Source organism: Synechococcus sp. H70.2 (genome assembly GCF_047462275.1).
Classification (GTDB): Bacteria; Cyanobacteriota; Cyanobacteriia; order Thermostichales; family Thermostichaceae; genus Thermostichus.
Genome location: NZ_JANSIU010000006.1, coordinates 47,479 through 65,922 on the forward strand (window position 1 = coordinate 47,479; position 18,444 = coordinate 65,922).

General features: G+C 59.6%; 20 protein-coding genes. 12 read left to right on the plus strand and 8 right to left on the minus strand.

The window, feature by feature from the left end; genetic code table 11:
* Positions 1-9: 9 nt before the first annotated feature.
* Positions 10-1,410 (plus strand): DUF4340 domain-containing protein, encoded by a 1,401-nt coding sequence (locus NW822_RS07390; protein ID WP_414404020.1) that lies wholly within the window; start codon positions 10-12, stop codon positions 1,408-1,410.
* Here the strand turns inward: NW822_RS07390 and NW822_RS07395 are convergent.
* The 3 genes from NW822_RS07395 to rpsF form a co-directional block, all read right to left on the minus strand.
* On the minus strand, positions 1,407-1,940 hold the full coding sequence (locus NW822_RS07395) for a universal stress protein (protein WP_414359740.1): 534 nt from the start codon (positions 1,938-1,940) through the stop codon (positions 1,407-1,409). The two genes, NW822_RS07390 and NW822_RS07395, sit on opposite strands and share 4 nt — an antisense overlap.
* 148 nt (positions 1,941-2,088) lie before the next feature.
* Positions 2,089-2,484: a single-stranded DNA-binding protein gene (locus NW822_RS07400; RefSeq protein WP_414359743.1), complete on the minus strand. Its 396-nt coding sequence runs from the start codon at positions 2,482-2,484 to the stop codon at positions 2,089-2,091.
* Positions 2,485-2,568: 84 nt separating this feature from the next.
* Complete coding sequence (gene rpsF / locus NW822_RS07405) at positions 2,569-2,859, minus strand: 30S ribosomal protein S6 (protein ID WP_414359746.1); 291 nt, start codon at positions 2,857-2,859, stop codon at positions 2,569-2,571.
* Between the two features lie 190 nt (positions 2,860-3,049).
* Here rpsF and NW822_RS07410 point away from each other — a divergent pair, with 190 nt between their 5' ends.
* The 11 genes from NW822_RS07410 (at position 3,050) to NW822_RS07460 (ending at position 13,052) form a co-directional block, all read left to right on the plus strand.
* Positions 3,050-3,295 (plus strand): acyl carrier protein, encoded by a 246-nt coding sequence (locus NW822_RS07410; protein WP_414359749.1) that lies wholly within the window; start codon positions 3,050-3,052, stop codon positions 3,293-3,295.
* Positions 3,296-3,388: 93 nt separating this feature from the next.
* On the plus strand, positions 3,389-4,654 hold the full coding sequence (gene fabF / locus NW822_RS07415; RefSeq protein WP_414366860.1) for a beta-ketoacyl-ACP synthase II: 1,266 nt from the start codon (positions 3,389-3,391) through the stop codon (positions 4,652-4,654).
* Positions 4,655-4,666: 12 nt separating this feature from the next.
* A complete protein-coding gene (locus NW822_RS07420; protein WP_414404021.1) occupies positions 4,667-4,936 on the plus strand; it encodes a hypothetical protein in 270 nt (89 codons plus the stop codon).
* Positions 4,937-5,077: 141 nt separating this feature from the next.
* Positions 5,078-7,561, plus strand: coding sequence for a heavy metal translocating P-type ATPase (locus NW822_RS07425; RefSeq protein WP_414404022.1), 2,484 nt, complete (start codon positions 5,078-5,080; stop codon positions 7,559-7,561).
* 285 nt (positions 7,562-7,846) lie between these two features.
* Positions 7,847-8,674, plus strand: coding sequence for a DUF4388 domain-containing protein (locus NW822_RS07430; protein ID WP_414404023.1), 828 nt, complete (start codon positions 7,847-7,849; stop codon positions 8,672-8,674).
* A 319-nt stretch (positions 8,675-8,993) separates the two neighbouring features.
* Positions 8,994-9,881 carry a DUF4388 domain-containing protein gene (locus tag NW822_RS07435; RefSeq protein ID WP_414404024.1) on the plus strand — a complete coding sequence of 296 codons (888 nt, stop codon included), beginning with the start codon at positions 8,994-8,996 and terminating at the stop codon, positions 9,879-9,881.
* 94 nt (positions 9,882-9,975) lie between these two features.
* Positions 9,976-10,344 carry a roadblock/LC7 domain-containing protein gene (locus tag NW822_RS07440; RefSeq protein ID WP_414359763.1) on the plus strand — a complete coding sequence of 123 codons (369 nt, stop codon included), beginning with the start codon at positions 9,976-9,978 and terminating at the stop codon, positions 10,342-10,344.
* Between the two features lie 46 nt (positions 10,345-10,390).
* A complete protein-coding gene (locus NW822_RS07445; RefSeq protein WP_414359766.1) occupies positions 10,391-10,948 on the plus strand; it encodes a protoglobin domain-containing protein in 558 nt (185 codons plus the stop codon).
* Positions 10,949-11,010: 62 nt separating this feature from the next.
* Positions 11,011-11,556, plus strand: coding sequence for a GTP-binding protein (locus NW822_RS07450; RefSeq protein WP_414359769.1), 546 nt, complete (start codon positions 11,011-11,013; stop codon positions 11,554-11,556).
* Positions 11,557-11,668: 112 nt separating this feature from the next.
* Positions 11,669-12,121, plus strand: coding sequence for a hypothetical protein (locus NW822_RS07455; RefSeq protein WP_414404025.1), 453 nt, complete (start codon positions 11,669-11,671; stop codon positions 12,119-12,121).
* A gap of 7 nt (positions 12,122-12,128) precedes the next feature.
* Positions 12,129-13,052, plus strand: coding sequence for a fructosamine kinase family protein (locus NW822_RS07460; RefSeq protein WP_414404026.1), 924 nt, complete (start codon positions 12,129-12,131; stop codon positions 13,050-13,052).
* A 36-nt stretch (positions 13,053-13,088) separates the two neighbouring features.
* On the opposite strand, the gene glyS is transcribed toward NW822_RS07460, so the two are convergent.
* From glyS to NW822_RS07485, 5 genes are all read right to left on the minus strand, one after another.
* Complete coding sequence (glyS, locus tag NW822_RS07465) at positions 13,089-15,281, minus strand: glycine--tRNA ligase subunit beta (protein ID WP_414404027.1); 2,193 nt, start codon at positions 15,279-15,281, stop codon at positions 13,089-13,091.
* A gap of 176 nt (positions 15,282-15,457) precedes the next feature.
* Positions 15,458-15,931 carry a universal stress protein gene (locus NW822_RS07470; RefSeq protein ID WP_414404028.1) on the minus strand — a complete coding sequence of 158 codons (474 nt, stop codon included), beginning with the start codon at positions 15,929-15,931 and terminating at the stop codon, positions 15,458-15,460.
* A complete protein-coding gene (locus tag NW822_RS07475; RefSeq protein WP_414404029.1) occupies positions 15,928-16,314 on the minus strand; it encodes a hypothetical protein in 387 nt (128 codons plus the stop codon). The genes NW822_RS07470 and NW822_RS07475 overlap by 4 nt, the downstream gene beginning before the upstream one ends.
* Positions 16,286-17,395, minus strand: coding sequence for a cation:proton antiporter (locus tag NW822_RS07480; protein ID WP_414404030.1), 1,110 nt, complete (start codon positions 17,393-17,395; stop codon positions 16,286-16,288). The genes NW822_RS07475 and NW822_RS07480 overlap by 29 nt, the downstream gene beginning before the upstream one ends.
* 271 nt (positions 17,396-17,666) lie before the next feature.
* Positions 17,667-18,266 carry a superoxide dismutase gene (locus tag NW822_RS07485; RefSeq protein ID WP_414359777.1) on the minus strand — a complete coding sequence of 200 codons (600 nt, stop codon included), beginning with the start codon at positions 18,264-18,266 and terminating at the stop codon, positions 17,667-17,669.
* Positions 18,267-18,444 lie beyond the last annotated feature (178 nt).

Sequence of the window (18,444 nt, forward strand, 5' to 3'; positions counted from 1 at the left end):
AGGACAAGCATGTTTAAGCGCAGCACCTGGATTCTCTTGGGTTTGGCGGTGGCCGCTTTGCTGGGGTATTTCCTCCTCGACAGTTTCCAGCAGCTGCGCCAGCAGCAGCAGGCGGAGCGGGCGCGGCTTTTCCACTTTGCCCCCGACACCATTGCCCGCATCGAGATCCGCCAGCAAAAAGAGGGGAAACCCGAAGCAATTGTTTTGGAGCGCACTCCTGAAGGAGAAGAAGGCTCTCGCTGGCGCATCCTCCAGCCCATCCAGTCAGCAGCCCTGGACTTTCCGGTGGAGCAGCTCCTCAACACCTTCTCCCGCCTCACGCCCCAGGTAAGCTTGGAGGAAGCCAGCGATCTAGCTGCTTTTGGTCTAGACCAGCCGCGCTACCAGCTTGCTCTTTTCCCCAAGGAAGGGGATCCTTATCGCCTAGCCATCGGCAATGACAACTTCGACGGCTCCGGCTTCTACGCCCAACCCGAAGGAGGCAAGGTAGTGCTCTTGGCCAGCAGTCAGAAGGGATCCCTGCTTCCTTCCCTTTTGACGTTGCGGGACAAAACCCTGCTGCGCTTTGATAGGGCGGCGGTGAAGTCTCTCCAAGTGCAATTGGCCGAGGCAGAGCCAGAGGTTGTCCGCTTGCAGCGGCAGGAGGAGACTTGGCAGATTGTCGAGCCCAGAGAGCTGCCTGCCGATGACCTCAACGTTGACCGCCTGCTCAACACCCTGTCTCGTCTGCAGGCGGTGGAGTTTCCCGCTGAAACCAAGGCAGAGCTGGCTCCCTATGGGCTGGAGAAGCCCTCTGCCCAGCTAAGCGTTGAGCTTAAGGACGGCAAAACCCTGAGCGTGGCCTTAGGAGCGGAGAAAGAGGGCCAGGTGTACGTCATTACCTCTGAACACCCGGCGGTGGCTACCCTCCTCACCAGTACTGCCGACATCCTCCGCGCCGACCTGGAGGAGCTGCGGGATCACCGCCTTGCCCGCCTCAACCCCAACCAAGTCGGCCAAGTTACCCTAGAGTCGCTAGGGGAGCGGGTTACCCTCAACCCCCTGCCCCAGGAGAAGGGATCGCTGGAGCTGCGCTGGGAAAACCCAGAACGACCCGGCCAGCCAGTTAACCTCAGCTCTCTCTTTGCCAGCCTCAATGCTGCCCGTGCCAAGGAGTTTGTGCCAGAAACCGATCCCGACGCCCAGAAGGCCCTAGCCACGCCAGACCTCCAGCTTGACATTGCACCCAAGCCTGAGACAGAGCAGGAGCCCCTGACCCTGAGCCTCAGTGCCGCTGGCCTACGCGCCTATGCCCGCAGTAGCCGCCAACCCGATATAGCTGTGCTCGACCTTAGCACCTTCAACAGCATTGAAACAGAGGTCAAGCAACTGCTAGGGGAGAAAGAAGCAGAGGAAAAGGCTTCGCCCTAGGACGGCGGGGTGGCCATTTGGTTTTCCTGCTGCTGGGATCCCTTTCTCAGCTTCTCTCCCTGGAGGGTTAGAACTGAGCAGGGGGCGTGGTGGAGCACATAGTTGCTGACGCTACCTAAGAACAGCTCGCTCAGCCCAGAGTAACCGCGGCGACCCACAACGATTAGGTCGGCTTGCCAAGAGCGGGCCAAGTCACAGATGACCCGACCGGGACTGCCATAGCTGAGGTTGTACTCGGCGCAAACTCCCTCCTCGGCCGCCCTCTCCACCAGGGAGCGCAGGTAGTTCATCTGGTTTTGCTCGAAAATGGCGCACTGCTCCCGGTAGGATTGCCACAGCTCGGCGCTGAGAGTAGAGTTGTAGTCCATGCCCAAGATCATCGGCGGCTCGGGAGCGCCAGGCTCTTCCTGCGACAAAACGTGGAGGAGCATCATCTGAGCCCCTAGGGCCTTTGCCACCTGGAGGGCACCTTGAAATACCCCTTCACTCAACTCCGACCGATCCACTGCCACCAGAATCCTGCTGAACATACCGACTTCCTTAACTGCATTGACCTCTCTAGGCAAAAGGGGCAACCTTCCGCTTGCTCCTCAACCCACCCCCTCCTTGGGGGAGGTGGGTGAAGCTTGCCAAGTAGGAGCTCTCCAGGGCTGAGCAGCAGTTGGAGTCCCACCGCCTCTAGAACGGGATCTCGTCTTGGTCAGGCAGAGGGGCGACCTCTTCTTCAACAGTCTCCCTGCTGGAGTCGCCCATCCCCGTTAGGGAGAGAACCCGAGCAGAGCTAAGTTGATGGATGCGGCGGGCGGTGATCTCCGCCAGCTTCTCCTTGCGTCCATCCCGCTCTACCACATTCATGTGCAGCTGACCCTCTACTGTGATCTGATCCCCCACGTGACAGGTATCCACCACCCGCTGGGCCAGCTCTCCAAAAGAGGCAACCCGCACCTGGTAGGGCGGCTCCTCTGGGCGCAAGCTGGGGAAGCGCAGGAGCAAAGATGCAACCGCTAGGTTATCGGGTGTGTAGCGCAGCTCTGGCTCACTCGCTACCTCCCCCATCAAAACAATCGAGTTCATGACTAAGCCCCAGGAAGTTCACTAGTAGGTGGAAACAAGGCCCCTTGACATTGTAGTCTGGGCTCAGGATGGGATTCTGTTGACTCAATCCCGGCGCAGGGTCATGTAGCGCAGCACGTTCTCGTTGATGCGCAGATTTTTCTCCCAGGTGGCCACCGCCTTTGGCTCGGCCTTGTAGTTGAACTGGATGTACAGTCCTTCCTTAAACTTTTTCATCTCAAACCCAGCGAAGCGGCGCTTGCCACGGTTGGTAATTTCCAGGTCGGTTGCCCCGTTTTCTCGTAGGAGTGACTCCTGTTCGCTGAGAAGTTGGGCTAGGGGTTCCTGCGAGAGGTCGGGGCGCACAATCAGCATCGTTTCATAGGCGCGGGGCATGGAAGCAGGTTCTCCTCGAGACTCTAAGATGCAATTGACTATCCTAGCTACTCTTTCTGGAACCAGAAAAGCCATTTCCCCCCTCTGCGGTCAAAAAAGTAGGCATGCCTCTCGCAAGAGGAGATCCCTTGTTCGATACAATAGGGGGGTACTTTGATAGCTATAGCCAAGAGACTGCAGGGTTCCAAGCATGAGTGCCGAGGAAGTCTACCAGCGGGTTCGCAAGATTGTGTCCGAACAACTGGGTGTTGAGGACGACAAAGTAACCCTGGAGGCCAATTTCCAGAACGACCTAGGGGCCGACAGTCTTGATACCGTAGAGCTGGTCATGGCATTCGAGGAGGAATTCGATCTAGAAATCCCCGATGAGGATGCCCAGGGCATTGCCACGGTGCAGGATGCCGTCAACTACATCCTCTCCAAGAAGGCTGCCTAAGCTGGGAGAGGGGGTAGGCCTCCCCCTTCCCCCTCGAGGGGGAGTGCTAAGGAAGAGGACTCACGGTTGTCTATGGATCCTGCCGCCGCTCCTATGTCCGTCCCAACCAACTCCCACCGTCGCGTTGTCATCACGGGCCTGGGGGCGATAACCCCCCTTGGCAACTCTCCTGCCGAGTTTTGGCAGGGTCTGCTGGCAGGGCGCTCTGGCATTGGGCCAATTACCCACTTTGACGCCTCTCGCCACGAGTGCCGCATTGCTGGGGAGGTGAAGGGCTTTGATCCCCTCGACTACCTGGACCGCAAGGACGTCAAGCGCACCGACCGCTTCGTCCATCTGGCATTGGCTGCCACCCAGCAAGCGCTGGAGGACGCCCAGTTTCGCATTACCGATCTCAACGCCGAGCAGGTGGGAGTAATCTTGGGTACTGGCATTGGCGGCATCCGGGTCTTGGAAGAGCAGCAGACCATCTACTTGCAAAAAGGGCCGGATCGCTGCAGCCCCTTTATGGTACCGATGATGATTGCCAATATGGCGGCGGGCCATGTGGCCATTCACTTTGGCGCCAAGGGGCCCAATTCCTGCACGGTGACGGCCTGTGCTTCCGGCTCCAACGCCATTGGCGATGCCTTTCGGCTTATCCAGCGGGGGGAAGTGCAGGTGGCCATTACAGGGGGCACAGAAGCGGCAGTGACTCCCCTGTCGGTGGCTGGCTTCAGCGCCATGAAGGCCCTTTCCACCCGCAATGAGGCTCCTGAGCAGGCCTGCCGGCCCTTTGACCGGGATCGGGATGGCTTTGTGATGGGGGAGGGAGCTGGGATCCTCCTGCTGGAGGAGCTGGAACATGCCCGCGCCCGCGGTGCCAAGATCTACGCCGAGATCGTCGGCTACGGCCTTACCTGTGATGCCCACCACATCACCAACCCTGCTCCCGGCGGCGAAGGCGCTGCCCGCGCAATGCGGCTAGCCCTCAAAGATGCAGGGATCCGGCCAGAAGAGGTGCAGCACATCAACGCCCATGCCACCAGCACGCCTGTGGGGGATGTTGCCGAGGTGCAGGCCATCAAGGCAGTTTTCGGCGAGCATGCCCCTCGCCTGGCTATTAGCGCCACCAAATCCATGACCGGTCACCTGTTGGGGGGGGCAGGCGGCATTGCTACCGTGGCGACGGCCCTGGCCATCTACCACGGCTGGGTTCCCCCCACCCTTAATCTGGATAACCCTGACCCCGAGTGCGAAGGGCTGGACTTTGTGCCCCACAAGGCGCGGCAGATGGCCATTGACGTGGCCCTGGTCAATGCCTTTGGGTTTGGGGGGCATAACGTGACCTTGGCCCTGCGCCGCTACTCTGCTGATTGAGGGATCCCGCCTATGTCCATCCCGGAAGGCTCCGCCCCCTCTGTTCGCCAGCAGGCTCTGGCCGCCTTGACGGCGGAGCTGACCCAGCAGGGCCATCCCCCCGAATACGCCCAGCACATGGCAGCGGCAGTGATTTTTCAGGCCGATCTGGATCTCTGCGCCGCCCAGTTGGCGCGGCTCTTGAGTTGGCTTAAGCAAAACCACCCGCACCTCTACCCAGAGGCGGTGCAACTGGTGGATGCCACCCGCGAGGAGTTTGAGCGGCGGGTTCAAAGGGGATAGGTAAGGGCCTGAGATGCCAACGCTAGGATAGGGGGGATCTCCTTACCCCCAGGCTCACTACTCATGGCTGCGGAACTGCTTCCCTCTCCCAAGAGGAGAGAGGCGGGGGGGTGAGGGAAAAGTTTCGTTGACCCGCTAGAGATGGCTACTACAGATGCGAAGTTCCCCAAGCGGATAGCTCAGCCGCCAGACCTAGAGAAGTCCCACGGGCCCTTTCAGGAACAGGCTGGGCAGGGATCCCTGCTGCTTCATGTTGGAGGCATGAGCTGCGCCGGCTGTGTTCGGGCCGTCGAGCAAGTCTTGCTCAACCAGCCGGGGGTGGTCAAAGCCAGCGTTAACCTAGTTACCGAATCGGCCCTTGTGGAATTTGCCCCTGGCAGCCGGCCTGATCCAGAACATCTGGCCCGGATCTTGACAGAGGCAGGGTTTCCCAGCTCCTGTGCCGCCGGCAGGGGCGATTCTCCCCCAGATCCCTCCCCAGCCGGAGGGAAGAGGGCCCTGGAGGCGCCTGCGGATCCCCTCTCCCAGCAGCGGCGGCAGACCCAAGCCCACATTCGCCAGGCCCTCACCGCCGCTTTTTTACTGCTCATCTCTGCCGCTGGCCACCTGGATCTGTTCACTCGTCTAGGCTTGCCCGTCCTCAACGAGGTCTGGCTGCACTGGGGGTTGGCGACGTTGACCTTCGTCGGCCCAGCCCGTGGCCTTGTCCTGGACGGCTGGCGGGCGGCGCGGCGGCTGGCTCCCAACATGAACACCCTAGTCACTCTGGGATCCGGATCCGCCTACCTGGCCAGTTTGGTGGGGCTGTTGGCCCCGCAGGTGGGCTGGGAGTGCTTCTTTGACGAGCCGGTGATGCTGCTTAGCTTCATCCTGCTGGGGCGGGCCCTGGAGCAGCAGAGCCGTCTGCGGGCCGCCAGCAGCTTGCAGGCCTTGCTGAGCCTGCGCCCCAGCTTGGCTCGCCGAGTGCCACCCCAAGAGGCGGGGGGATCCCTGAGCTCAGAGGGAGAGTGGTGCCCCATCGAACAAGTGCAGGTGGGGGACTGGCTGCAGGTGCGGGCCGGGGAGCAGATCCCGGTGGATGGAGAAGTGATTGCCGGCCAGGCCACGGTGGACGAGGGCATGCTCACCGGCGAATCCCTACCTGTATTCAAACAGCCAGGGGATCCGGTCGTGGCCGGGACGGTCAACCAATCAGGGCTGCTGCTGTGCCGGGCTACGCGCACTGGGAAAGACACGACCCTGGCCCAGATCATCCGTCTGGTGGAAGAAGCCCAAGCCCGCAAGGCCCCTATCCAAGGCGTGGCCGACCGGGTGGCCGGTTACTTCACCTACGGCGTGATGGCGCTGGCCCTTCTCACCTTTGCCTTCTGGTACTGGATCGGGATCCCGCTCTGGGGAAGCGAGCTCCTGATGGGGGTTGGTCTCCACTCCTCTCTGCACCTAGGGGATCACCCCCCCCATCCTACCCCTCTGCTCCTCAGCCTTAAGCTGGCCATCTCGGTGCTGGTGGTGGCCTGCCCCTGCGCCCTGGGATTGGCTACACCCGTAGCCATTTTGGTGGGCACCGGCTTAGGTGCGGAGCGGGGACTGCTCATCCGCGGCGGCGATGTCCTGGAGAAAACCCACCGCCTGCAAACAGTTGTCTTCGACAAAACCGGCACCCTCACCCAGGGGGATCCGCACCTAACCGATTGCCTTGCCCTCGACCCTGCCCTGGATCCGGCTCGGCTGCTGCAACTGGCGGCGACAGTAGAAAGCGGCACCCGCCATCCTCTGGCCCAAGCCATTTTGGGGGCCGCCCGCGAGCAGGGACTGCCCTTGCTTTCTGCCGACGAGTTTCACACCCAGCCGGGAGTGGGGGCCTCGGCGCGGGTGGAAGGGCAAGAGATCCTCTTGGCCTCCCTCGAAGGGCTCTCCGATCTGGGGATCCCGCTTTCTCCTGAAGCGCAGGCCAAAGCCAAGGCGCTGCTGGAAGCTGGCAAAACGGTGGTGGGCGTGGCCCTGAACAGATCCCTGGTGGGGTTGTTGGCGGTGCAGGATCCCTTGCGGCCTGATGCCCAGGCAACCCTGCAACAGCTCCAGAAAATGGGCCTGCAGGTGGTCTTACTGACTGGGGATCGGGCCGAGGTGGCCCAGCAGGTGGCCCAAGCTTTGCAGGTGCCAGGGATCCGCGTCATTGCCGAGGTGCAGCCGGCAGATAAAGCCCAGGTTATCCGAGATCTGCAGGCCCAGGGCCAGAGAGTTGCCATGGTGGGCGATGGCATCAACGACGCTCCTGCCTTGGCCCAAGCCGATGTGGGCATGGCCCTGCACTCTGCCACCGCTGCCGCTCTGGAGACTGCCGATATCATCCTCATGCGCAACCGCCTCTGGGACGTGGTAGAAGCCATCCGCCTTAGCCGCGCCACCTTCCGCAAGATCCAGCAAAACCTCCTCTGGGCCTTCGCCTACAACCTGGTCGGGATCCCGGTGGCTGCCGGCGCGCTCCTGCCCGGATTCGGCCTCGGCCTCAGCCCCGCTCTAGCAGGCGGCCTCATGGCCTTTAGCTCCCTCAGTGTAGTCCTCAATTCGCTCCTTCTCAAGCGAACTTTTACATCCAGTGGATCTTCTGATGGTCAGAGTTAAAAAGTATTAAAAACTACAAATATCTCAACTGCTACCTGTTGCTGTTTCCGAAGTTTTGCTGGACTTTTGCCACAACTCCCGCTCCATTGAGGCCTAGAGAGTGGGGACTCTGGTTAAGTTTGATTGAAAAGATGAATTAGCTGTAACTTTTGAGCATCTAAGTGTAGAATCGAGCTTAAGCTTGCCCGGAGTTGCCCTTTTTTGTAACTTGCTTAGCAAGGGAAAAACCGGGAAAATACTGAAAAGGCCGGATCCAATAGGTAGAGGGAGCGCGGAAACATGGCAATGCTCGGAGATCTTCAGGAATTTTCCCTAGCCGACCTGTTGCATTTGATGGAAAAAGGAAAGAAAACAGGCCAACTGTCGGTTTGGGCACCTACTGGCATTTATCGAGTTTGGCTGTATCAGGGGCGCGTGGTGGCGGCCTTATCTCCCAAAGAAGAGCATCGGTTGGAGCGCTTGCTGGTACGCTTAAACCTGGTCAACGAGCAGGTGGTGGCGGAGTTGGCCTTCCTCTGCAGCTTGCAGGAGCCCCTGGGCCTTTGCCTGCAGCGGCAAGGGTTGATTTCGCCAGCAGCTCTGGCCAAGCTCTTCCGCCATCAACTGCAAGTGGGGCTCTACAGCCTCTTTGCCCTAGAAGCTGGCCAGTTTAGCTTTTTGCCCAACGTGCCCCTGCCCTACCGCGAGATGACCGGCCTAAGCAAAGGGGCCAGCGCCGTGGTTCTGGAAGCGCTGCAGCAACTTCGGTTGGAGCAGCGCCCGGAAGAAAACCTGCCGCAGCCGGATAGCTACTTCTGGCGCACCAGCACCGAGCTGCCTTTGTACAAACTCTCGCCGCTGGAGTGGGCCATCCTAGAGCAGATTTCCCCCGCTCGTAACCTAGTTGAGTTGGCCCAATCCCTGAAGGCAGATCTCTTGGAAGTGCGCTATGCCTGTGCCCGCCTGGCCAAGTTGGGGCTCATCAGCCCCTGCGACAGCTCGGCCGCTACGCCTCAACCTGCGCTCGCGGCGGCTTCTAAGCTTCTTTCCACCCTTCGGGAAGAGAAGGAGCCGGTTAAGCCTTCTTTGGTCAGCCGCCTCTCTAGCCTCCTCAAAACCATTCGCGAAAAATAAGCCGGTAGGGTAAGATCTTATGGCATTTCCCCATGCCGGCTTTACGAAGTTAACTTAGGTAAAAATGAGCTGAATGGCTGTAACAGATCTAGATCAAAGCGACACAATAGTGATAGGAATTGATGACAAAATCCTAAGCAGCTGAATGCCTAGGCTCTATCTCTCCAATGAAATCGTTCGTCAGTAGAATTGCTGCCAGCTCGAGTACTTGAGCAAAGGTGGCTTTGCCGTTGCTACACGGTTGTTGACAGGGAATCAGCGAATGAGAATGGTGGTGTCTTTGAGGATCCCTGAAACTAATGGAGGCTAAAGAATTGCTATGGCCATCGTTGGAGACCTCCAGGAATTTTCTTTGCCCGATCTGTTGCAGCTCATCGAAAAAGGCGGCAAAACAGGGCAACTTTCCATCTGGGCCCCAAACGGTATCTACAGAATCTGGTTTTACCAAGGTCGGGTGATTGCAGCTCTGCCCCCCGAAGAGGAGCACTGCTTGGAGAGTTTGTTGGCCCGTTCCGGCTTGGTTAGCAAGCGGGTGGTGGAAAAGCTGGCTTCTTTCTGCGGCCTAGAAGAGCCGCTGGGGCGGTGTTTGCAGCGGCAAGGGTTGATCTCGCCAGCAGCTTTGGCCAAGCTCTTCCGCCATCAACTGCAGGTGGGTCTCTACAGCTTGTTTGCTCTGGAAGCGGGTCAGTTCAGCTTCCTACCTAACGCACCCATGCCTTATCGGGAGATGACTGGCCTAAGCAAGGGGGCCAGTGCTGTGGTTCTGGAAGCGCTGCAGCAGCTTAAGCTCGATCAGTTTCCTGAGGAGAACCTGCCGCAGCCGGACAGCTATTTCTGGCGCACCAGCACTGAGCTGCCCTTGTACAAGCTCTCTGCCTTAGAGTGGGGGATCCTGGAGCAGGTTTCGCCTTCGCGCCGGCTGACCGACCTAGCCCGGGCGCTGGGGGCAGATCTTCTGGAAGTTCGCTATGCCTGCGCCCGCCTGGCCAAGCTGGGGCTCATCAGCCCCTGTGACGGCCCAACAACTATTGCTTCTGCTTCTCTCCCGGCTTTCTTGGACAAGTCGGCACCAGCAGCAGACAACCTAGAAACCGCAAAGGAGAAGCTGAACACCAAGCTGCCTCCCTCCCAAGAAGGGAATGAGCAGGTTAAGCCCTCCCTCGTCGCGCGACTTGCCACTTTACTGAGGGGAGTTCGTGATAGATGATTTTTTGGGTAGATCTCTGCGCTACTATCTTCTGCAGCAGGTATAGGAACAGATGGAAAAATGACAAGAAGGACTGAGAGCGGGGAGAGAAAGGATGGCTAACTTATCCTCTTTGCAGGCAATTCTGCAGAACTACGTTTCCAGCACGCCAGGAATTCAAGGAGCGGCTGTGGTTACTCCTGATGGGCTGCCATTGGCATCCGCCTTGCCCGTAGGCATGGACGAGGAGAGAACCTCGGCTATGTCTGCTGCCATGCTTTCTTTGGGGGAGCGGATTGGGAAAGAGTTGGGTCGTGGAACCATAGAGAGGGTCCTTGTGCAGGGAGAAAAGGGATATGGAGTTTTAACCAGTTGCGGCCCCGATGCTGTACTGTTGACAATTGCTAGTGATGAAGTAAAGCAGGGTTTGCTGTTTTTGGAGATGAAGCGAGCCGCAGCAAGCATTGCGGAAGCCATGAAGTAGAGAGCAGGGAAGCTGAGCTTGATTTTGACCTGATTCTGAGGGAACTATGGCTATCAAACCTTTGGAGCTGCTGCAAGTCTTAATCTCGCGTACCCAATTTACAGACGAAGACAGAAAGGTTTTGCAGCAAAATGCCGACTGGGGCAGCAGCATTGCCGCAGAAATGTCGGATACCTTTTACAGCTATTTGGATCGCGATGCCGAGATGGCGGCCATCATTGCCAAGCATAACCGGCAGCGGCTGGGTCAGACTTTTGCCGACTGGTTTAAGGAAATGTTCACAGGCATGGACAACTGGGGTCCCCAGTATGCCGATCGCCGCTGGAAAATTGGCCTAGTTCATGTGCGCGTTGGCATTGGCCCTCAACACGTGGTGCCGGCCATGGCGACGGTTGTCCAGGAGGTGAGTCGTCGGCTGGTCAAAGAGGGCAAGCCCGAACAACTGCGGATGAGCCTAAGCAAAGTTTGTATGATCGACCTTTCCTTTATTGAGCAGGCCTATCTTGAGGTGGCCTATAATGCTGTACAGCAAGAAACAGGCATGAGCGAGGCTTTGTTTAAGCGCTTGATCGCTACCGGGGCTAACAGCTTAGCTTCCTCTTGATTAATCTTAATTAATTGGGTTGGGATAGGTGGGCCTGCACTGGGGGCTTGGAGCTGAGAGCTATGGACAATATTCTCCGCATTGTTGTAACCGGGCCGGTGGGAGCTGGAAAGTCCACTTTTATTCGCACCATTAGCGAGATCGAAGTGGTCGATACGGATCGCAAGGCCACCGATGAGGTGGCAGAACTTAAGAAGAGCACAACGGTCAGCATGGACTTTGGCCGCCTGAGAATTGGCGAAGAGGAAGAAGAGATGTGGCTACATCTCTACGGCACCCCCGGCCAGGCCCGTTTTAGCTTTATGTGGGATATTTTGATTAGGCGTGCCCACGGATATATTCTTTTGGTACCCGCCCACCTGCCCGGCCAGTTTCGCAATGCCCAGGCCATTCAAGCCTTTATGAGAGCTAGGACAAGTGCTCCCTCAGTTATCGGGATCACCCATGTCGATCACCCGAATGCCTGGGATCCGGAAGACATTCTGCTGATCTTGAACAACCAAGATGGCTCGATTCCCCACACGACCTTAAATGCCCAAGAGCCGGCCTCTGTGGCTAATACGCTGCTCCTATTGGTTGAGCAACTGATGCCCCAAGTGGTCGCCTAAGAGAAGGTGGCCGCGATGGCTCGGCCCCTTCCGGCTTCTTGTAGGTACTGCCTCGGAAGCAGAAGATGCTAAGGAATGTTAAGCTAGGGGAGACTTGGATCAGGTAAGCCTCATGGAGTCCCTCTACGTCAGCAGCGAGTTTTCCCGTAGCTTTGTCAACCCCCCTATCTACTCGGCCATTGCCCTGTTTAGCTTCTTTGCTGTTATTTTCGGCCTCATCTTTAAGGACAAGTTGGAATACCAGGTAGCCCTCTGGCAGCGGAACCGAGAGCGCCAAGGCCAGATTCGCTACCGCACAGCAGGGGTGATCCTTACCTATATCCTCTGCTGTGGGTTTACTTTTGGCTTTGTGGCTGCCTGTTTGCACGTGTTTGGCTTATCCCTGGCTTTGGCTGCCTTGGTCGGCGGGATCCTTGTCTTCAGTACGGCAGGATTGATCTGGTGGCGGCTGGGATCCCTGATGGATCTGTTGGCGACGGGGGGATCCCAAGCCATTGATCTCGACTTTTACGGGGCAGGGGCTGTTTTGGATCCTGAGGCAGCGGCGCCTACGGAAGGAGAATAGCGTACTGATGCAGCATTTTTGGCAGGCTATTGCCCAGCACCTTTCTGAAATTACAGGGGATCCCTTACGTCCCCTCCACTTCCGTCCTGTGGGCGGGGGCAGCATCAACGCCGCCTATCGGTTTTCCTGTGCGCTCCAGACTCCTTCTGCCCAGGCAACAAGGGACTACTTTGTTAAAGTGGCGCGCGGGGGAGGGGGGGCACTGGAGATGTTTGCAGCAGAGGCGGCGGGCCTGCAAGCCTTGGCAGCAGCCAACGCCGTGCGGGTGCCGCAGCCGATTGCCTGGGGATCCCTAGATGGGCAGGCTTACCTGGTGCTGGAATACCTGGAGCTGACCTCGCCCCGCCCTCAAACGGGAAGTCTGCTGGGATCCCAGTTGGCCCAGTTGCACCGCACGCTCTCCCCCAACGGCAGCTACGGCTGGGATCGCGACAACACCATCGGCTCGACGCCGCAGATCAACAGTTGGCGGCAGAACTGGCTGGACTTCTACCGGGAACAGCGACTGCTCTACCAGGTCAAGCTGGCCTGCCAGCGGGGTTACCGCGGCGCGTGGGTAGCCCAAGCCGAGCGGGTCATGGCAGAGCTGGAGACTTTCTTTCGGGACTACCGGCCCGTCCCGTCTCTGCTCCATGGGGATCTCTGGGGTGGCAACTACGGCGCCTTGCCCGATGGCTCGCCGGTGATTTTCGACCCGGCCACCTACTACGGGGATCGGGAGACGGATCTGGCGATGACCGAGCTTTTTGGCGGCTTTCCACCGGAGTTCTACCAGGCCTATCAAGAAGCCTATCCGCTGGATGAGGGGTATTCCCGGCGCAAGCCTCTTTACCAGCTCTACCACTGGCTTAACCATCTCAACCTGTTCGGAGAGGGCTACCTGGGCTCGGTGCAGCGGGCCTTGCAGCAATGCTTGTGCTTTCTTGGATAATTCCACTCTCCCGCAAAGGGAAGAGCCAGCCGGCAGCTAGCGGCTCTTTTCTGGCGCAGCTTCCCCTGCCATGACTACAGCCCCCATATCTCCCAGCAGGCGGGACTGGTTGCGCAATATCCCCAATAGGTTTAGCCGGTTGGTCCGCAGGCTGGGATCCGGATCCATGACCAAAACCGCCTCGAAAAAGCGATCCACTGCAGGGGCTGCTGCCTGCAGACCCTCCACCAGCGGGGTAAAGTCTCCCTGTAAGGCTGGCTCCACCCCCAGCCGGTAAACCCTTTGACAGGCCTCGTACAGCTCCCGTTCTGCCGCCTCCTGAAACAGGCTGGGATCCACGGCAGCCGCCGGATCCAGCACGGCGTAGTCCAAGTCCCCTTGGGCGGCCAGGCGGGCGCAGCGGTTGAGGGTGGGGTAGAGATCCACCAATTCTTCAGTAGCTCGCAGATGTTGTAAGTACTCGGCCCGCAGCAGGGTGAGGGGCAGGTTGCTCAAAGCCCGCAAGGTCAGTTCCGCTTTCTGGGGATCCTCGCTGTGGACAGACTCTGGATCCCCGACCACCGCTCTGACCAAGTCGTAGTCGATTTGCTTTTCCTCCTGCAGAAGGATTTGCAGCCGCTGGGCAAGAAACTCCTGCAAGGCCTTTAAGGTCTTTTCATTTCCCGCCGCATACTCCTGCACCAGCTGGCGCAGGAGCTGATTGACATCCAACCTCCAGCCGGCCTCCCAGGCAATCAACACCAGGCTGTTGGCAGCCCGCCGCAGGGCAAAGCGATCCGAAGAACCCGTGGGGATCTGCCCCAGGTGGAACATGCCCACCAAGGTGTCCAGGCGATCTGCCCAGCCCACCACCCGCCCAGTCAAAGAGGTGGGCAGAGCCTCCCCTGCCCCCAGGGGCCAGTAGTGCTGCTCGATCCCCTCTGCCACGGCTTCCGGCTCGCCGTCATGGCGGGCGTACTCGGCGCCCATGATCCCCTGCAGCTCCGGGAACTCGTACACCATTTGGGTAACCAGATCCGCCTTGCACAGGTAAGCCGTGCGATCTACTAAGGCTTGTTCTTGGGGATCCAGATTTAAGGCAGTGGCGATGAGGCGGCTGATGCGGCGGATGCGCTCCACTTTATTGCGCATGGATCCCAGCCCTTCGGCAAAGGTAACCGCCTGCAGCCGCTCCACCCGCTGGGCCAAGGGGATGCGGCGATCCTCCTCGTAGAAAAAGCGGGCATCGGCTAGGCGCGCCCGCACCACGCGGCTGTTGCCTGCCGCAATCCGCTCCGCTTGCCGGGGGTCGCCGTTGGAGATGGTGATGAAGTAGGGTAGCAATTTCTCGGGATCCCGGCCATCCCGCACCGGGAAGTAGCGCTGGTGGGTGATCATCACCGTCTCGATGACCGCAGGGGGCAATTGCAAAAACTCCGGCTCAAAGCGCCCCAGAACGGCCGTTGGCCACTCCACCAACTGCACCACCTCCTGTAGCAGAACAGGGGGGATCTGGGCTCGCCCGTTCACCTGCTTGGCCAGCTTGGTCACCTCCGCCTGGATCTGGGCCGCTCGTGCCGCCGGGTCAGGGTTGACGCCAGCTGCTTGCATTTGCTGAACATAGCTCTCGGCCCGCTCCAGGACAACCTGCTGGGATCCCAAAACGCGGTGGCCACGGCTAACTCGACCCGCCACCACGCCCGGCAGAGGATTGCCCTCAGGGGTGGGCCAGAGCAAAGGCAGCACTTGATCGTCCCAGAGGGAGACCAGCCAGCGGATGGGGCGGGGAAACTTGAACCCTCCATGGCCCCAGCGCATTAGCCGCTTGCCGCTCAAGGTGGTGATCCAGGTGGGCACCAATTCCTGGAGCACCGCTGCCGTCGGCCGCCCCCGCACCCGCTGCACGGCAAAGACAAAGGATCCCTTGCCCACCTGTCGGATTTCTAGGCTGGCGGGATCCACCCCCTGCTTCTGGGCAAATTTTTCCCCGGCAGGGGTGAGCCGGCCATCTTGGTAGGCCACCTGAGCCGGTGGCCCCTTCACCTCCAGGGTGCGATCCGGCTGCTGGGTGGGCAGGCCCCGCAACAGAACTGCCAAGCGGCGCGGTGTGCCGAAAAGCTGCATCTCCTCGACCTGCAGATGGGCTTCTGCCAAAGAGGCCGGGATCCCCTTCCTCCACTGCTCTAGGGCCGAATCGACAAAACTGGCCGGCAGCTCTTCACAGCCGACTTCCAGCAAATAGGCAACCATACCCCTCTGCTCTTAGCGACATCCCCCCTGGGGATCCCAGTTTATCAGGGGAGCCGGGGCGGCGTTCACACAAGGGCTGCAACCCGCCATCAGGACCAAGGGGGATCCCGCCCTCCTGCGGCCGTGCCGGGGAGGCAGCAGGCCAATGCACCACAAGGATGGGAAGGTTAGGCCGGTTACGGGCGATGATCTCCGGCTCGCGGCCCAGACGGGAGCGGCTGCGGGTTTACCAATGCATCCCCCGGCTGCAGCGCCTTCAGCACCTCGGCCACCAGCCCTCCTTGCACCCGTTGGAGCGGCAGATGGGCATAGCTTGCCGCCACCAGGGCTGGAGAGCGCTCCCGTGGCGGTCGGGTTTGCACCAGGAGAATCTGCAGCGCCGCCTTCAATTCCTCGGCCAGCGTCTGCGCCAGCCCGATCGTCTGCTGCAGGGATCTGGGAGACACTTCCAACTCTGGGGCTGCCAAAAGGATGCGCTGTGTTGTCTCGATGGGGACGGGGAAGCGCGTAATCAGCACCGGGATCCCCACCTGCCGCACCACTGCGTCGATGATGCTGCCAAAGAAATTTTCCGCGTAGGTGGAGTAGCCCTTCCAGCCCAGGATCACCAAGGTTGCCTGCCGTTCCGTTGCCGAGCGAATGATCATCATCCACCCGCCGAATGGCTTCCACTCGAGCAGCGGCGCTGTGGGCCAGGGCCTCTGCAAAGGTCAACAACTGCTCCTGTCGGGCCAGAGCTCCCGGCACGGTCAGACAAAACGTGCAGCGGCAGCAGCGTCCCCCCTTCTTTCTTGGCCAGAATCAAAGCCAACCGCAGCAGGTTGCTCTCGGTGTCAGGGTTGGCCACCGGCACCAGGACGCGGGATCCCCAGGCTGGCTGGGGCAGGTTACCAGCTTCTGCCGCCACCTCTACAGGCTGGAGTCGCTCACCCCAGCGGGCCACGATCCAAGGCGAGGCAATGCAGGTAATCAGGATCATGGCGATGGTGCCGTTCACCGTCAGCTCATCCACCAATTTCACGTTGAAAGCCACCGTGATTGCCGCCAAAGTAGCCGCCGCCTGCGCTACCGACAGGCCGAACATGACCATAGCGCTGGCCAAGCGCCAGCCAAACAGTTGGGCCGGGATCCAAGCCGCCAAAAACTTGCTCACCACCTCCGCGGCAATCATCACTCCGCCCACCAGCAGCGTGCGTGGCTCGCCCAAGAGAATGCTGGGGTTGATCAGCATCCCCACCGAGATCAAGAAAAACGGTATAAACCAAGGTGTTGCCGAGGAACTGAATCCGGTTCATGAGGGGGCTGAGCTGGGGAATGAGGGGGGTGATGGCCGTCCCAGCCAAAAAGGCGCCCACCACCGACTCAATGCCAATCAACCCCGCCCCGTAGGCCACCACGAACAAGGTGGCAATCACAAAAGTAAACTCCGCCCCCTCATCGTGGCCAAAGCGCCGGAAAAACCAACCGCCCAGCTGGGGCACCCCCCAGAGGGTGGCAAACATGTAGAGGGCAATCGAGGGGATGAGCGTCAGCCAGAATTGCAGTGTCAGCTCCCCTTGATGGGCGCGCGCCACCACCGCCAGCACCAGCAGCGCCAAGACATTGGTAATCAACGTCGCCCCCAGGGTGGCTGTTACCGCCTGCAGGCGCATCAGGCCCAACTTGGAGACAATCGGCAGGGCAATGAGGGTGTGGGAGGCAAAACACGAGGCCACCAGCACTGCCGCCAGAAAGTCATACCCCAAGGCCAGCATGGCCGCCGTGCCGATCACCATTGGCAACAGAAAGGTGAGCACCCCGAAGACACTGGCCTTGCCGGCGTTGAGCTTCAAATCCTCCAGGCTGGTCTCCAAGCCGGCCATGAACATGAGAAACAACAGCCCCACCGTGCCCAACAAGACGATGGTTCCGTCCCGCTGCAAGATGCCCAAGCCGTAGGGCCCTACCACCAACCCGGCCAGGATCAGGCCGATGATCCCGGGCAGGTGCAGCCGCTCAAACAGCAGCGGGGCCACCAGCATGATCGTCAGGAGGATCAGAAACACCAGCACTGGGTCTTTCACCGGGCCGAGCAGGGCCAGAGGGATCCTTGAAATTGGCAGCCAGTTAGCCATCGTCACTACCCAACAGACAGCAACCCTCCGACTCGGCCAAGCGCCCGCCTGAGTCTATCAGATTCCTCCAGCTTCGAGGTACCTCGAAAACTAGGCCCCATTGCCCAAACAGCAGAGAGAGCTGGAGCCCTAGGAAAAAGACCGAAGGGATCCCCAACAACTAGGGATCCCTCAAATCCGTTTAAAAGAGTCCTACTGGCTTGCTTAGCTGGCCAAGGCGGAGCTAGTCTTCCAGGGGATCCCCTGTCAAGGGATCCCAGAACAGGTAGAGTCAGGCCGCCGCCAGCCGGGCGTTGGCAGCATCCCAGTTCACCAGATGCTCGAGGTAGGCACTGATGTAGTCAGGCCGCCGGTTTTGGTAGTCCAGGTAGTAGGCGTGCTCCCACACATCCAGGGTGAGCAAGGGCACTTGGCCGTGCACCAGGGGGTTTTCGGCATTGGGGGTTTTGGTGACCTTGAGAGTGCCGTTGTCCAGCACCAGCCAAGCCCAGCCACTGCCAAACTGGGTGGCCGCCGCCGTTTTGAAGGCCTCGACAAACTTGTCGTAGCCGCCCAGATCAGCGTTGATCTTGTCGGCAATGGGCCCTGTCGGTGCGCCGCCCCCACCTGGCTTCATGGATTCCCAGAAAAAGGTGTGGTTCCAGACCTGGGCGGCATTGTTGAAGATGCCCACTTTGTCGGGATCCCCAAACGTGGTCTTGATAATTTCTTCTAGGGACTTATTGGCCAGCTCAGTGCCTTCGATCAGCTTGTTTAGGTTGGCCACGTAGGCAGCGTGATGCTTGCCGTGGTGGTAGGAGAAGGTTTCTGCCGACATGTAGGGCTGAAGCGCGTCGGCAGGGTAGGGCAGAGGTGGGAGTTCAAAAGCCATAATCGTCTGTCCTCTGTGTCTTGGGCAAAAAATGCAAGAAAGGACGCCAGGAAGGCCGCGCTACACCCGACAAAGGCGTTACCTTTCTTTCCAGTCTTAGTGTAACTCAGAATCACTACGCTTTGATCCTGCGCCCCAGCGCGGGAGGGGCCCAATAGTCCCTTCCCCCGGCAAGAGC

What these genes read in the sequence shown, in the direction of transcription:
- NW822_RS07390 (WP_414404020.1), top strand. Translation starts at nt 10, where the DNA reads ATGTTTAAGCGCAGCACCTGGATTCTCTTGGGTTTGGCGGTGGCCGCT.
- NW822_RS07445 (WP_414359766.1), top strand. Translation starts at nt 10,391, where the DNA reads ATGGCTATCAAACCTTTGGAGCTGCTGCAAGTCTTAATCTCGCGTACC.
- NW822_RS07470 (WP_414404028.1), bottom strand. Translation starts at nt 15,931, where the DNA reads ATGATGATCATTCGCTCGGCAACGGAACGGCAGGCAACCTTGGTGATC.
- NW822_RS07450 (WP_414359769.1), top strand. Translation starts at nt 11,011, where the DNA reads ATGGACAATATTCTCCGCATTGTTGTAACCGGGCCGGTGGGAGCTGGA.
- NW822_RS07425 (WP_414404022.1), top strand. Translation starts at nt 5,078, where the DNA reads ATGGCTACTACAGATGCGAAGTTCCCCAAGCGGATAGCTCAGCCGCCA.
- NW822_RS07420 (WP_414404021.1), top strand. Translation starts at nt 4,667, where the DNA reads ATGTCCATCCCGGAAGGCTCCGCCCCCTCTGTTCGCCAGCAGGCTCTG.
- NW822_RS07455 (WP_414404025.1), top strand. Translation starts at nt 11,669, where the DNA reads ATGGAGTCCCTCTACGTCAGCAGCGAGTTTTCCCGTAGCTTTGTCAAC.
- glyS (WP_414404027.1), bottom strand. Translation starts at nt 15,281, where the DNA reads ATGGTTGCCTATTTGCTGGAAGTCGGCTGTGAAGAGCTGCCGGCCAGT.
- NW822_RS07400 (WP_414359743.1), bottom strand. Translation starts at nt 2,484, where the DNA reads ATGAACTCGATTGTTTTGATGGGGGAGGTAGCGAGTGAGCCAGAGCTG.
- NW822_RS07460 (WP_414404026.1), top strand. Translation starts at nt 12,129, where the DNA reads ATGCAGCATTTTTGGCAGGCTATTGCCCAGCACCTTTCTGAAATTACA.
- fabF (WP_414366860.1), top strand. Translation starts at nt 3,389, where the DNA reads ATGTCCGTCCCAACCAACTCCCACCGTCGCGTTGTCATCACGGGCCTG.
- NW822_RS07430 (WP_414404023.1), top strand. Translation starts at nt 7,847, where the DNA reads ATGCTCGGAGATCTTCAGGAATTTTCCCTAGCCGACCTGTTGCATTTG.
- NW822_RS07395 (WP_414359740.1), bottom strand. Translation starts at nt 1,940, where the DNA reads ATGTTCAGCAGGATTCTGGTGGCAGTGGATCGGTCGGAGTTGAGTGAA.
- NW822_RS07440 (WP_414359763.1), top strand. Translation starts at nt 9,976, where the DNA reads ATGGCTAACTTATCCTCTTTGCAGGCAATTCTGCAGAACTACGTTTCC.
- rpsF (WP_414359746.1), bottom strand. Translation starts at nt 2,859, where the DNA reads ATGCCCCGCGCCTATGAAACGATGCTGATTGTGCGCCCCGACCTCTCG.
- NW822_RS07410 (WP_414359749.1), top strand. Translation starts at nt 3,050, where the DNA reads ATGAGTGCCGAGGAAGTCTACCAGCGGGTTCGCAAGATTGTGTCCGAA.
- NW822_RS07480 (WP_414404030.1), bottom strand. Translation starts at nt 17,395, where the DNA reads ATGGCTAACTGGCTGCCAATTTCAAGGATCCCTCTGGCCCTGCTCGGC.
- NW822_RS07435 (WP_414404024.1), top strand. Translation starts at nt 8,994, where the DNA reads ATGGCCATCGTTGGAGACCTCCAGGAATTTTCTTTGCCCGATCTGTTG.
- NW822_RS07485 (WP_414359777.1), bottom strand. Translation starts at nt 18,266, where the DNA reads ATGGCTTTTGAACTCCCACCTCTGCCCTACCCTGCCGACGCGCTTCAG.